Raw genomic sequence first — 12,915 nt, 5'->3', positions numbered from 1 at the left:
GCGATCGTGCGGCCGTGCAGCGGCCGCGACTCGGCCCACGCGACCCCGGCGCGCAGCCCGGCGACCTGGCCGACGACGGTGACGGCCGGCGCCCTGATGCCCGCCTGCTGGGCGATCGCGGCGATCTCCGAGAGCGGCCCGCTGACGGTGCGCTGGGCCGGCAGCGTGCCCGACTGCACGACGGCGGCGGGCGTCGCGGGATCCTTGCCGTTCTCGATCAGTGCCCCGGCGATGTCGCCGAGCCGGCCGACGCCCATCAGGAAGACGAGCGTGCCGCGGAAGCGCGCGAGCACGTCCCAGTCGATCTCGGAGGTCTCCTTGCCCGGGCGCTCGTGCCCGGTCACGATCGCGAGCTGCGCCGAGACGTTGCGGTGCGTCACGGGGATGCCCGCGTACGCGGGCGCCGCGATCGCCGAGGTGATGCCCGGCACGACCTCGAACGGCACGCCGGCGGCCGAGAGCGCGAGCGCCTCCTCGCCGCCGCGGCCGAAGACGAACGGGTCGCCGCCCTTCAGGCGCACGACGGTCAGGCCCTCGCGGGCGAAGGCGACCAGCATGCGGTCGATCTCGTCCTGCGCATAGGAGTGGCGAGACTTGCGCTTGGCCACCGAGATGAGCCGGGCGCCGGGGCGGGCGAGGTCGAGGATCTGGTCGGTGACCAGGCCGTCGTGGACCACCACGTCGGCGGCCTGCAGCGCCCTCAGCGCCTTGATGGTCAGGAGGTCCGGATCGCCGGGCCCCGCGCCCACCAGCCACACCGTTCCGGGCGCGCGGGCGGGCTCGCCGCCCAGCACCACCAGGCGGCTCTCGCGCTTCGGTCGGGGGGCGCCGTGCGTCATGGCCATAGCTTCTCTAAAAACACTCTCGTCCCGGAAACGAGACGGGACGGGCTTGCGCCCGCCCCGCCGGATATCCGCCGACGAAAGGGCCAATACATCGCCGGACGCTTGCAAACTGGTGTACGAGGCTCCACTTCGCAAGCCGAGGACTTCTGCCGGGGCTGTCAGCTAATCTCATGGAACGCAACGGAGAGCGACGCAGGTTGCCCCCCCTGAACGCCCTGCGGGCCTTCGAGGCTGCAGCCCGCCACCTGAACTTCAGCCGGGCCGCCGACGAGCTGTCGGTGACGCCGGGCGCGGTCAGCCAGCAGATCCAGAACCTGGAAGACTATGTGGGGGCCCCGCTGTTCCGGCGCACCTCCAAGGGCCTGCTGCTGACCGACGCGGCCCAGACCGCCCTGCCCGCCCTGCGCGAGGCCTTCGACCGGCTGGCCGAGGCCGCCTCGCTGCTGACCGCGGCGGTGGACGGGCGGCGGCTGACCCTGACGGCGGCCCCCTCCTTCGCCGCCAAGTGGCTGGTGCCGCGGCTGGGCAAGTTCGAGAGCGCGTGTCCGCAGGTGGACGTCTGGCTGTCCGCCGGCCTGGAGCTGGTGGACCTGACCGCCGGCGAGGTGGACGTGGCGATCCGCTACGGCGCCGGGCGCTATCCCGGCCTGGAGATCCGCCGGCTGATGAGCGAGACCGTGATCCCGGTGATCAGCCCCGACCTGCTGGCCCAGACGCCGCTGGCCGAGCCCGGCGACCTGATCCGCCACATCCTGCTGCACGACGGCTCGCCGGAGCCGGACGACTCCTGCCCCGACTGGGCCATGTGGCTGGCGGCGCGTGGGGTGAAGGGCGTGGACGGAACGCGGGGCCCGCGGTTCAACCAGTCGAGCCTGGTGATCGAGGCGGCGGTCAACGGCCGCGGCGTGGCGCTGGCCAAGCGGACCCTGGCCCAGGACGACCTGGAGGCCGGCCGGCTGGTGGCGCCGATCCAGATCTCCACCGCGGTGGATTTCGCCTATTATCTGGTCCACCCCAAGGCCAAGGGCCGCCTGCCGCAGGTGAAGGCCTTCGTGGCCTGGATCACCGCCGAGGCCGAGGCGCACGAGGCGGCGCTGCGCGGCATCGACAACGGGGCGTGGATCTAGGCTCTCGGCGTCTTGAGTGACTGCAGGGCCTGCTCGTGGGCGTAGGCGGCGATGTCGGACAGCGCCGCGTCGAGGGCGTCGCGGACACCGTCCAGCCCGGCGGGGCCGCTGTGCTCGGCGTGCTCGCAGGCGGCGGCCAGCGCGCCGGCGCCCACGCCGCGGGCGGCGCCCTTGATGGTGTGGACCGCGTCGCGCCAACCCTCGCCGGCCGGGTCGAGCAGGCCGGTCCAGAGGTCGGCCTGCTCACGGAACAGGGCCAGCACCTCGTTCACCACCTGCTGGTCGCCGGCGGCGAAGCCTTTCAGATAGGCGAAGTCCACCGCTCCGGTGATGTCGCGCCGCGCCATTTTCGCCCTCGTCCACCTGCGCCTTGCCAACCGATCGAATTCGCGTATTTTCCGCGCCCTCGCCGCTGGCCCTTAAAGCCATACGCCGCGACGGGTGCATAGCTCAGTTGGTAGAGCAGCTGACTCTTAATCAGCGGGTCGTAGGTTCGAATCCTACTGCACCCACCACTATTTCAAGAACTTGGTGGTGAGATGATCCCCACGGCGCGGGTGCGGGGTCCCATATGGGGAACAGCGTCTATCGAGCGCTTCCCGCCCGTTAGCGGGCCAGCATTTCCCGCACGAACGACGTTGGATCGGTGGCTGGGGCGTCCCACATGGCGATGCTTGGGTGTGTCAAGGTGATGACGCACCGGCCCTGCCCGTTCAAATGGGCATAGCTGGTCCACCGACGCGCGTCGCGCTCCACGAGCGTACCGGCCAGCTCATTGGCCTGAAACGCCTCCCGCACCCATGCCCCTGCAGTTCCTCCGAAGCACACGACGGTTCGGACATCGAGGCCCTCAATGACGGCTTCATGGACGGGCCAGCACGCTGTCAGCAGGGCACGTTTTTCGGCGGCTACCCTCCGCGGCGCGGTCTGAGTCATGCAGCAAACGACAAGCCAAGCGCATCCGCGACAGCCGCGTGCCTGATCTTCCCGCCAGAGACATTCAGCCCGCGCGCGAGGTGGTGGGAGTTGGCTAAGGCCTGCTCCACCCCCTCCTCCGCGAGGTTCAAAACGAAAGGCAGAGTGGCGTTGTTCAGCGCCTCGGTGGAGGTGCGGGCGACCGCGCCGGGCATGTTGGCGACGCAGTAGTGGATGATGCCCTCCTCCACGAAGACCGGGTCGTCGTGGGTGGTGGCGTGGGAGGTCTCGAAGCAGCCGCCCTGGTCGATGGCGATATCCACCAGCACCGACCCGGGCGTCATGGTCTTCAGCATCTCGCGGGTGACGAGCTTGGGGGCCGCAGCGCCCGGGATGAGCACGGCCCCGACCACCACGTGGGCCTCGGCCACGGCGCGGGCGATCCCTGCCTTGGAGGCAAAGGCGGTCTTCACTCGGCCGTCGAACACCTGGTCGAGCTCGGCGAGGCGAGTCGTCGAGATGTCGAAGATGGTCACGTCCGCGCGAAGGCCCAGCGCCATCTCGGCCGCATGCACGCCGGCGACGCCGCCGCCAAGGATCGCGACCTTGGCCGGCTCGACGCCGGGCACGCCGCCCAGCAGCACGCCACGACCCCCTTGGGCCTTCTCGAGGTAGTGCGCGCCGACTTGGATGCTCATCCGGCCGGCAACTTCGGACATCGGCCGCAGCAGCGGCAGAGCGCCCTTGGCGTCGGTGACGGTCTCGTAGGCGATGCAGGTGGCGCCGGACTTCATCAAGGCCTCAGCCTGGGGCTTGTCGGCGGCCAGGTGCAGGTAGGTGAAGAGCGTCTGGTCGGGCCTCAACCAGGCGCACTCGTGCAGCTGGGGCTCCTTCACCTTTACGATTATGCCAGCGGCTTCGAACACGGCCGGCGCATCGGGCAGGATCTCGGCGCCCGCGGCGCGGTAGTCCTCGTCCGAATAGTCGACGCCTGAGCCCGCGCTGGTCTGGACCACGACCTGGTGGCCGCGCGCCGTGAGCTCGCCCACCGCGGCAGGCGTCAGCCCGACCCGGTACTCGTGGACCTTGATCTCCTTGGGCACTCCGATGCGCATCGCTGGTTCCTCCTGGCTGCTGGAAGATTGCCCGCTGGGGGACGGAGGAATTCCGAAATATCGGCGTCGTGTAGATCTGGATCGGAAATTCTCCTAAAGATGACCTACATTTCAGGACAGAGGGACATGCTGGATAAGATCGACGAGAAGATCCTGGCGGTGGTCAGCCACGACAGCGACGTGACCGCCGCGCGCCTCGGCGAGCGGGTCGGGCTCTCGGCCTCGGCGGCGCACCGTCGGGTGAAGCTCCTGGAAGCCGCCGGCCTGATCGCCGGTTACCGCGCCAAGCTCTCCCCCGAGGCGCGGGGCAATCCCTCGATCGTCTTCGTGTCCGTGACCCTGCGCGATCAGGCGCAGGAGACGCTCGCTCGTTTCGAGGAAGCGATCCGGCGCGCGCGCGACATCGAGGAGGCTCACCTAATGACCGGCGAGTTTGATTACATCCTCAAGGTCCCGGTGCGCGCCGACGACAGCTTCGAGCGGGTGCATCGCGATACGCTGGCCCGGCTGCCCGGCGTCCTGCGGCTCGTGTCCCACTTCGCGATCCGCACGGTGATCGAGCCCTAGATCGTTCGCCGCAGCTTGGCCCAGCGCAGTAAGGCCGCGGCGGTCCAGAAGATCTCCGCCAGGCCGAAGGGCCAGGCGCCTTGAAGGAAGCCGTAGGCCGCCGCGCAGGCGTTGGCGCCGGCGAAGCCCAGCACCCACCAGGGGCTGCGCGCCTCCAGGAAATAGCATACGAGGCCCGCGATGACGGACGCGAGGCCGAACAGGTTCAGGGCGTCGAGGCGCACCTCAAGGCGCCGAGGCGGCGATGAGGTCGGCGACCACCGGCTGCTTCTCGGTGCGCAGCTTCTGCTTGTTGTCGGCGAAGGCCTTCCACTCCGGCGAGGTGGCGGCGAGACGCGCACGCACGGCGCGGGTCGTGGGGTCACGATGCGCCAAGCCCTCGTCGCCGCGATAACCCAGCACCAGCTGCGTGGACCACCGGGCCGGCCGGATAGCGGTAGAGATTGACGCCGTAGCAGCAGAGCGCGCCATCGGCGATCCAGCCCAGCCGAGGCCCAGGGCTAGGCCGGCGGTCAGCAGGTTGAAGCGCTTCATGGGGCTACCCTCGTGGGATTGGCGAAGGTGACGGTGGGCGTGGCGGCAAGCAGCTCGCGCGTGAAACGGTCGGCCGGACGGTCGCGGACCGCGTCGCGCGGGCCCTCTTCGACGATCCATTCGTCGCGCAGTGGACATGGCCGCCACACTCAGATTTCCCTTTGTTCGTTCGGAAGCTGCAATACATCACTGCTTTTTGTCCCATGAAAAGACAAAATCACGACAATGATCATCCCCCAGCTTAGGGAAATTGGCATGTCAGATGCGCTCTCGCCGCTCCTCTGGAGGAAGCGGTGACCGAGACCAACCGCCTGCGCTACGGTCTCGCGCGCCACGCGTTCACCCTATCGCCTGGAAAGACACCGCGCCACGCGTTCACCCTATCGCCTGGAAAGACACAGTGAATAGGCGAATGTCGCCCTGTCCGTGGTGGACGGAAAAAAGGACGTAGCGCTTTTCGTAAGCTCATAATACATCTAGGGCGATGCTCGTCTGAGGCCGGGGGGACGGGCTCCTATCGGCCTGTCACCGCGCTGAGCGCAGCCATAGGGGGTTTGCATATGAAGTCGGCAACGGCCACGCAGGTGGTGATCTCGGCGAGCCTGGCGGCGACGCTCATGGCGGGGACGAGCGCGCTGGCGCAGACCGCGCCCAAGGCGGCCGGAGCGTCTAACTTCGGACCGGTCCTGGAGCAGATCGTCGTCACCGCGGACCGCAAGGGCTACGGCGCGGAGCTGGTCCAGGCGGGCAGCTTCCGCGGCGCGCGCACCATCGACACACCGCTCACCATCAGCGTCATCCCGCAGCAGGTGCTGCTCTCACAGCAGGCGCTCGGCCTGATGGACGCGCTGAAGAACACCGCCGGCGTGACCAGTTCGCAGACCTCGCCCACCGTCTACAACAACCTGTCGATCCGCGGGATCGCCGTGGAGAACCGGGGAAACTACCGACTGGATTCCAGCCTGCCCATCGTCAACCTCATCGACCTTCCGCTCGAGGACAAGGACCGGGTGGAAGCGCTGAAGGGCGCGTCCGCGCTCTATTACGGGTTCACCACCCCTGCCGGCATCATCAACATGACCATGAAGCGTCCGACCGCGGAGAGCTTCGTGGGCATGCGCGCGTTCGGCGACAACCATGGCGGCGTGGGCGGCCATATCGACGCCAACACCACGGTCGGCTTGCTGGGGGCCCGGATCAACCTCGTCGACGCCGGCGTCGACTCCGGGATCGACAAGACCTACGGCCACCGCAGCCTGATCGCCGGGGCCTTCGACCTGAAGCCGACCGACAAGCTGACCATCTCGCTCGATCTCGAGGCCATCAAAAAGACGGTGCCGGAGCCGGGCGTCTTCAAGCTGGTGGCGCCGAAGTCGACGGTGGCCAATCCCTACCCCGATGTCCCGCTGCCGCCACTGATCGATCCGAAGACGAACTTCGGCGACAAGTGGATGAAGAACAAGGCGGACGAAGTGAATGCGCTGGTCCACGTGGACTACAAGTTCAGCCCGGCCTGGGAGGCGATCTTCGACATCGGTGAATCGAAGCTGCACCGGACCCGGCGCTTTGCGAGCTTCACGCCGACGAGCCTGACCACCGGCGAAGGCACGCTAGCGATCAGCCTCCAGAACCGCAACGAGTACGTCAACAAGAACGTCCGCGGCGAGATCGCTGGGGCCTTCGCGACCGGTCCGATCGACCACGAGCTGCTGTTCGGGGCCTCGCGCAACGAGCGTACCCAATTCAACTCCACCGCGGTCGCCGGCCTGTGCCCGAATTCCGCCGGCGTGCGCGTCACCTGCACTCAGAACTTCCTCACGCCCCGACCGATTCCGGAGACGCCGCTTGGCCCCAGCACCGGTGTGCTCACCGGCATCAAGGACGTCGGCTACTACGTCTTTGACCGCATGAAGTACCAGGAATGGCTGCAGGTCCTCGTCGGCGTGCGAAAGTCGGACTACACCGAGGATAACCGCACCACAGGCGTGACCACCTTCCACGCCACGCCGACCTCGGTCTCCTATGGCGTAGTCGTGAAGCCGCGGTCCTGGGCCAGCCTCTACGCCACCTATATTGAGGGCCTGGAGTCGACGCCAATTGCGCCGGCCGCCGCGGTGAACGCCGGCGCCCAGCTGCCCGCCACCGAGAGCACCCAGAAGGAATATGGCTTGAAGATCGAGCCGCGCCGCGGCCTCCTCTTCCAGGCCGCTTATTTCGACATCGACCGCGCGTCGACCTTCATCAACCCGGCCAACGTCTACGTCCAGGACGGCCGGGCCCACTACAAGGGGCTCGAGCTGAGCCTGACCGGCGAGGTCACCCCCGAGCTCTCGCTCTACGCAACCGCCCAGATCCTGGACGCCAAGCAGGTCTCCGGCGCGCCCACCGTGATCTCCGGCACGACCGTGTCGCCCAGCTCGGTCGGCAAGTTCATTGAGAACACGCCCAAGCGCACCTACTCGCTGGCGGGCGAATACCGGCTGAACCAGTGGGTCGAGGGCCTGAGCGTCAACGGCGGGGTGTTCTACACCGGCGCGCGCGCCATCAACTCGCTGAACCAAGGCTGGGTCCCAGGCTATGCCCTCGTGAACCTGGGCGTTTCCTACGAGACTGATCTGTTCGGTCACCAGACCACCTTCCGCGTCAACGCCGACAACATCACCAACAAGAAGTACTGGGTCTCGACCGCCGGCCTCTTCCTGGCCGAAGGCGCGCCCTCGGTGGTCAAGTTCTCGATCGGCACTCGCTTCTAAATTCAAGGCTTCGGTTCACCGGGCGGCCGTTCCTCCCCAGCCGTCCGACTTAAGGGTCCCGCGATGGTCAGACGCATGCTCCAGGCCCTGGCACCGGCCATGATCGTCGCGGGCCTTTTTTCGCCGGCGGCCGCGGCGGAGACCGCGACCTTGATCCTGCGTCACGGGGACGTCTGGACGGTCGATCCGGACCGGCCGCACGCGCAGGATGTGGCGGTCCGCGGGGACCGCATCCTGGCCGTCGGAACCGACCCCGAGATCATGAAGCTGAAGGGTCTCGAGACCCAGGTCGTCGACCTGAAGGGCGCCTTCGTGCTGCCCGGGCTGATCGACGCCCACACCCACTTCGGCAATGCGGTCGAGAGCTTCTTCCAGATCCGGCTCGTCGATGTCGATGACGAAGCCCTCCTCGCGGAGCGCCTGAAAACTGCTGCGCGCGAGGTGCCCAAGGGCCTGTGGATCACCGGGTACGACTGGTCTTCCGCCGCCGCGGTGGCCGCGAAGAAGCGGGGCGACAAGGTCTGGAAGCCGTTCCAGCCGAACCTCGCCGAGATCGACGCCATCGCCCCGGCCCACCCGGTCCTGCTGCGCCGCTACGACGGCGCCTACTTCGTGAACTCGAAGGGGTTCGACTACGCCCACATCGACAAGAACACGCCCGACCCGCCGAATGGCCACTACGACAAGGACGGCAAGTGCGAGCTCACCGGCGTGCTGCTGGGCGCGACCGGCGAGCGGATGGCCGAGATCATGCCGGCGCAATCGCGAGCCCGCGACCTGATCGGAGCGCGCGCGATGCTCCACCAGCTGAACGCCTTCGGCATCACCGGCATCCACGACATCTCCCGGGTCGAGGAGATCTCCCAGACCAAGCTGTTCCGCACCGCGGTGGAGCGCAGCACCACCGACCTCGGCCTCTTCAAGGACCTGCGGGCCCGCGGTGAGCTCACCGTGCGGGTGTACGACCGCAACAACATCGCCCATTGAACCCGTTCGAGAACATCTACTACGCCACCCGCCGCGCGCGCCTGGACGGCACGCCGAAGGGTGGCTGGCTGGCCAACCAGGCGCTAACCGTGGACGAGGCGATCGCGGCCTACACGATCAATCCCGCCTACGCGTCGCGGGAGGAACGGCTGAAGGGCAGCCTGACGCCCGGCAAACTCGCCGACATCACCCTGGTGGACCGCAACATCCGCAAGCTGACGCCCGAGCAGATCCGCGACACGAAAGTGCGGATGACGATCCTCGGCGGCACGGTTGTCTACGCCGCGCCCGCCGCGCCGTGATCGAAAGGTTATTGCATGAAGTTCTGGACCTTCCTGGCGGCCGGCCTTGCGGCCGCGAGCGCCGCCGTCGCCGCGCCCGGCGCCTACCGCATCTCCGAACGCATCCCGGGACCAGACGGCGGCTGGGACTTCGCTCGCATCGACGCGGTCAACAACCGCCTGCTGGTCACCCGCGGCATCTCGCTGATGAGCCTGGACCTCGCCACCCGCAAGGTCACCGGCGGGCTGGCGGCCGGCGAGCGGCTGCACGACGCACTGCCGGTGAACGGCAGCCGCGAGATCCTGGTCACCTACGGGAACGCCAACGCCGCCCGCTTCGTGGACGGCCAGACCGGCGCGACGCTCGCGACCGTGGCGACCGGCAAGAACCCTGACGCCGTGGGGCAGGACCCGAAGAGCGGCCTGGTGCTGGTGATGAACCACTCCGGCGGCGACATCACCCTGATCGATCCGAAGGCGCACGCGGTGGCAGGGACAATCATCGTCGGCGGCGACCTCGAGATGGCGGCGTTCGACGGTAAGGGGCTCGCCTTCGTCAACGTCGAGGACAGGAACGAGACGGTGGCGATCGACGTCGCCGCCGCGAAGGTCCTGCGCCGCATCAAGCTGCCGGGCTGCGACGGCCCGACCGGCATCGCCTACCACGCCAGACGGCGATGGCTGATCGCCTCCTGCGACGGCTCGACCACCATTGTCGAGGCCGCGAGCGGCAAGCTGGTGAAGAGCCTAAAGAGCGGCAAGGAGGCGGATGGCGTCGGCCTGGATGAGCGCAGCGAGACCGCCTTCGTGGCCGGCCGCGACGGCACGTTGACGGTGATCTCGCTGGCCGGCAAGGCACCCACCGTGGCCCAGGTGCTAAAGACCGAGCCCGACAACCGCACCCTTGCCGTCGACCCGCGCGACGGCCGCGTCTACATCCCCGCCGCGCGACTGGCGAAGGCGCCGGGCGCCGCCCGGCCGACCCCGGTGCCCGGGACCTTCGAGGTCCTGGTGGTGAGCCGCTGACGCCGAAGGAGCCGAGTTCATGCCCTCTTCCAAACAGACCGACCTGTCCCAGGCGCTGAGCAAGGTCCCTCAGGTCACGCTGGCCTTCTGGATCATCAAGATCCTGGCCACGACGCTGGGCGCCACCGTCGGCGACCTGCTCACCAAGCCGTTCAACCACGGCGGCCTGAACCTCAACCGGATCGGCGCCTCGCTGACAATCCTGGTCCTGATGGTAGTCGGCGTCTGGTGGACCGAGCGGCGGCAGGCGAAGGAATCGGCGGAGGCCGCCGCGTGAGGACAGGACTTTCGCTCGCGGCCGTCGGCGCGATCGTCCTTGTCGCGTCACCCGCCTTCGCCGGACCGCCCTACACTACCGACGATCCCGCCCCGACCGACACCCTGAAGCTGGGCACCGAGATCGGCCACCGCAGCGCCGACGCCCGCGACGGCCGAGCCTTCTCCGGGTGAACCTGGCGATGGCCTACAAGCTGACCGACCACTCGTCGCTGCTGGTCTCCAGCGGCCCGGGCATCCAGAATGCCGCGACCGAGGGCCGCTGCGATTTCTACGTCTCGCTCAAGGGCGAGTACTGAGGGATGTGGTGAGCACCGGGGAGCCGCCCATGAGCGACGACAAGGCCTCGGCCCCGGCGGCTAGCCCCGCGCTTGCCATGTGGTGGCGCGCAATGGGCTGGCGCATCGGCATCGTACCCGTTCCGCTCGCCCTCCTGATCGCCGGCATCGCGCTCGCCTTCACCCTGCTGGGCGAGGCGCCTTCGGACCTGCCGACCAGCATCGCCATTCTTGGTCTGGGCGGCTTCGCCACCGCCGAGATCGGTCGCCGGATCCCCGGCCTGCGCCGGCTGGGGTTGGGGGCGATCCTCGCCACCTTCCTGCCGTCGTATATGGTCTATGCCCACCTCCTGCCGGCGCCCCTCGCCAAGTCGATCTCGACCTTCACCGACCAGTCGAACTTCCTCTACGTCTTCATCGCCTCGGTGATCGTGGGCTCGATCCTCGGGATGGACCGGCGGATCATGGTCTCCGGCTTCCTGAAAATCTTCGCCCCTCTCGCGGCCGGCTCCGTCGCGGCCTTCATCGTCGGCTGCGCCACCGGGACGGCGCTGGGGCTCGGCTTCCGCCACACCCTGTTCAAGGTGGTGGCGCCGATCATGGCCGGCGGCGTCGGCGAGGGCGCCATCCCGCTCTCCATGGGCTACGCCCAGATCACCCACGGAGCCCAGGGAGACTACTTCGCCGAGGTGCTGCCGGCGGTGATGCTGGGCAGTCTGACGGCGATCGTCCTGGCGGGTGCGCTGAATTTCCTCGGCCGCCGGCGCCCCGACCTGACGGGCTCCGGCCAGATCGAGCCCGCGACGGACCGGGAGGCGGCGACCACCCTGCAGGCCCACTCGCCCGCGCCCGACGTGGAGACGGTGGGGGCCGCGGCGCTGCTGATCGCGGCCCTGTTCCTGCTTGGCGTGCTGTCGCAGAAGCTCTGGGGGTGGCCGGGCCCGGTGATTATGCTGGCGCTTGCGGTGGCCATAAAGCTCGCTCGCCTCGCGCCGCCGGCCCTCGAGCGCGGCGCCTATGCCAACTACCGATTCTTCTCAGTCTGCGCGACCTACCCGCTGCTCTTCGCCATCGGGATTTCGAAGACCCCTTGGGAGAAGCTGATGGGCGCCTTTAACGCGCCGACTCTAATTACCATCGCCGCCACGGTCCTGACCCTGGTGATCACCGGCTTCTTCGTCGGCCGCTGGGTCGGCCTCCATCCGATCGAGGCCGCCATCGTGACCGCCTGCCATTCCGGCCAGGGGGGCACCGGCGACGTCGCCATCCTGACTGCCGCCGAGCGGCTGGAGCTAATGCCCTTCGCCCAGATCGCCACCCGCATCGGCGGGGCCATCACCGTCACCCTCATCCTACTGGCCTTCGCCCGCTTCGGGAGCGGCCTGTGAGGAAGCCCGGACAGGAGAGCCGCCCATGCGCCGCCTGAGCCGGGTCGCCCTGATGAGCGCAGCGGCGCTGGCGGTCCCCTCGGCGGCGGCCGCGGCCGACGAGGAGATCCAGGTCTATATGGACGAGATCGGCCCGGTTCACCGGCCGGGACTGGACGTCCACCTCAACTATGTGCCGAGCGGCCGCGCGGCGGCCGACTATGCCGGCGAGCAGGCCTCCGAAAGCCGCATCCGGATCACGCCCGAGTGGAGCTATTCGCTGAGCGAGACCACCGAGCTTGGGCTTTATCTGCCCCTGATGACCATCGACCGCAGAGGCAAATTCGAGGCAGGCGGGATCAAGGGCCGGATCAAGTGGATCGCACCCAGGCCCGCGACGCAGGACTGGTTCTGGGGCCTCAACTTCGAGCTCGGGCGCGTGCGCCACGACCTCGACATCAATCCCTGGAACGCCGAGCTGAAGGGGATTTGGGGCGTCCGTAAGGGACCCTGGACGATGGCCGCCAACCTGAACGTCGACTGGGCGGTCTCCGGGCCCGAGCACAGCCCGGTGGATTTCCAGGTCGCCACCAAGGTCGCCTACAAGCTGGACGCGGCGACCGCCCTGGGCGTGGAAAGTTACAATGGCCTGGGCGGCGGCCGCGGCTTCGGCCGCGTCTCACAGTCCGACCACCAGACCTTCCTAGAGCGGGTTGCGGTTTGAGTGAATCGTTGGATTCCCAAATCGGCTGAGGTCTGATTCAAGCTTCCTGCTGGTGCGGGAGGCCAGCAGGGATGACCCGACCTTATTCGATGGACCTTCGGGACCGTGTGGTGGCGGCGG

At 68.3% G+C, this 12,915-nt stretch carries 17 protein-coding genes and 1 tRNA gene; 11 read left to right on the top strand and 7 right to left on the bottom strand.

The annotated features are described in order from the left end of the window. A partial coding sequence (cobA, locus tag VGL30_RS06795; RefSeq protein WP_331538140.1) for a uroporphyrinogen-III C-methyltransferase occupies positions 1-839 on the bottom strand: 839 nt, incomplete at its 3' end. A gap of 176 nt (positions 840-1,015) precedes the next feature. Here cobA and gcvA point away from each other — a divergent pair. Further along, the gene (gene gcvA / locus VGL30_RS06790) at positions 1,016-1,972 is read left to right on the top strand and encodes a transcriptional regulator GcvA (RefSeq protein ID WP_331538138.1); all 957 of its coding nucleotides are present in this window, start codon (positions 1,016-1,018) and stop codon (positions 1,970-1,972) included. Here the strand turns inward: gcvA and VGL30_RS06785 are convergent. Beyond that, entirely contained in the window at positions 1,969-2,319 is a 351-nt protein-coding gene (locus VGL30_RS06785) for an Hpt domain-containing protein (protein ID WP_331538136.1), read from the bottom strand. The genes gcvA and VGL30_RS06785 overlap by 4 nt on opposite strands. A gap of 92 nt (positions 2,320-2,411) precedes the next feature. Between VGL30_RS06785 and VGL30_RS06780 the strand changes: the two genes are divergently transcribed. Then, positions 2,412-2,487, top strand: a tRNA-Lys gene (locus VGL30_RS06780). Positions 2,488-2,578: 91 nt separating this feature from the next. Here VGL30_RS06780 and VGL30_RS06775 read toward each other — a convergent pair. Further along, positions 2,579-2,908, bottom strand: coding sequence for a hypothetical protein (locus tag VGL30_RS06775; RefSeq protein ID WP_331538133.1), 330 nt, complete (start codon positions 2,906-2,908; stop codon positions 2,579-2,581). Next, positions 2,905-4,002 (bottom strand): alanine dehydrogenase, encoded by a 1,098-nt coding sequence (gene ald, locus VGL30_RS06770; RefSeq protein ID WP_331538131.1) that lies wholly within the window; start codon positions 4,000-4,002, stop codon positions 2,905-2,907. The genes VGL30_RS06775 and ald overlap by 4 nt, the downstream gene beginning before the upstream one ends. 126 nt (positions 4,003-4,128) lie before the next feature. Between ald and VGL30_RS06765 the strand changes: the two genes are divergently transcribed. Next, positions 4,129-4,569: an Lrp/AsnC family transcriptional regulator gene (locus VGL30_RS06765; RefSeq protein WP_331538129.1), complete on the top strand. Its 441-nt coding sequence runs from the start codon at positions 4,129-4,131 to the stop codon at positions 4,567-4,569. Here VGL30_RS06765 and VGL30_RS06760 read toward each other — a convergent pair. The 3 genes from VGL30_RS06760 to VGL30_RS06750 form a co-directional block, all read right to left on the bottom strand. Continuing rightward, entirely contained in the window at positions 4,566-4,793 is a 228-nt protein-coding gene (locus tag VGL30_RS06760) for a hypothetical protein (protein WP_331538127.1), read from the bottom strand. The genes VGL30_RS06765 and VGL30_RS06760 overlap by 4 nt on opposite strands. Before the next feature lies 1 nt (position 4,794). After that, positions 4,795-5,103, bottom strand: coding sequence for a hypothetical protein (locus tag VGL30_RS06755; protein WP_331538125.1), 309 nt, complete (start codon positions 5,101-5,103; stop codon positions 4,795-4,797). Positions 5,104-5,252: 149 nt separating this feature from the next. Then, positions 5,253-5,438 (bottom strand): hypothetical protein, encoded by a 186-nt coding sequence (locus VGL30_RS06750; RefSeq protein WP_331538123.1) that lies wholly within the window; start codon positions 5,436-5,438, stop codon positions 5,253-5,255. A 225-nt stretch (positions 5,439-5,663) separates the two neighbouring features. Here VGL30_RS06750 and VGL30_RS06745 point away from each other — a divergent pair, with 225 nt between their 5' ends. The 8 genes from VGL30_RS06745 (at position 5,664) to VGL30_RS06710 (ending at position 12,795) form a co-directional block, all read left to right on the top strand. Next, complete coding sequence (locus tag VGL30_RS06745) at positions 5,664-7,856, top strand: TonB-dependent siderophore receptor (protein ID WP_331538121.1); 2,193 nt, start codon at positions 5,664-5,666, stop codon at positions 7,854-7,856. A gap of 75 nt (positions 7,857-7,931) precedes the next feature. Continuing rightward, entirely contained in the window at positions 7,932-8,843 is a 912-nt protein-coding gene (locus VGL30_RS06740) for an amidohydrolase family protein (RefSeq protein ID WP_331538119.1), read from the top strand. Next, a complete protein-coding gene (locus VGL30_RS06735) occupies positions 8,840-9,145 on the top strand; it encodes an amidohydrolase family protein (protein ID WP_331538117.1) in 306 nt (101 codons plus the stop codon). Before VGL30_RS06740 ends, VGL30_RS06735 begins: the two co-directional genes overlap by 4 nt. A 15-nt stretch (positions 9,146-9,160) precedes the next feature. Next, positions 9,161-10,150 carry a hypothetical protein gene (locus tag VGL30_RS06730; RefSeq protein WP_331538115.1) on the top strand — a complete coding sequence of 330 codons (990 nt, stop codon included), beginning with the start codon at positions 9,161-9,163 and terminating at the stop codon, positions 10,148-10,150. A 19-nt stretch (positions 10,151-10,169) separates the two neighbouring features. Continuing rightward, complete coding sequence (locus VGL30_RS06725) at positions 10,170-10,427, top strand: hypothetical protein (protein ID WP_331538113.1); 258 nt, start codon at positions 10,170-10,172, stop codon at positions 10,425-10,427. Next, positions 10,424-10,600 (top strand): hypothetical protein, encoded by a 177-nt coding sequence (locus tag VGL30_RS06720; RefSeq protein WP_331538111.1) that lies wholly within the window; start codon positions 10,424-10,426, stop codon positions 10,598-10,600. Before VGL30_RS06725 ends, VGL30_RS06720 begins: the two co-directional genes overlap by 4 nt. A 154-nt stretch (positions 10,601-10,754) precedes the next feature. After that, positions 10,755-12,092, top strand: coding sequence for a 2-hydroxycarboxylate transporter family protein (locus VGL30_RS06715; RefSeq protein WP_331538109.1), 1,338 nt, complete (start codon positions 10,755-10,757; stop codon positions 12,090-12,092). A gap of 25 nt (positions 12,093-12,117) precedes the next feature. After that, positions 12,118-12,795 carry a hypothetical protein gene (locus tag VGL30_RS06710; protein WP_331538107.1) on the top strand — a complete coding sequence of 226 codons (678 nt, stop codon included), beginning with the start codon at positions 12,118-12,120 and terminating at the stop codon, positions 12,793-12,795. Positions 12,796-12,915: the final 120 nt, after the last annotated feature.

It is taken from the genome of Phenylobacterium sp. (assembly GCF_036502675.1).
In the GTDB taxonomy this organism is placed as follows: Bacteria; Pseudomonadota; Alphaproteobacteria; order Caulobacterales; family Caulobacteraceae; genus Phenylobacterium.
This window is presented reverse-complemented; position numbering and strand designations above follow the sequence as displayed.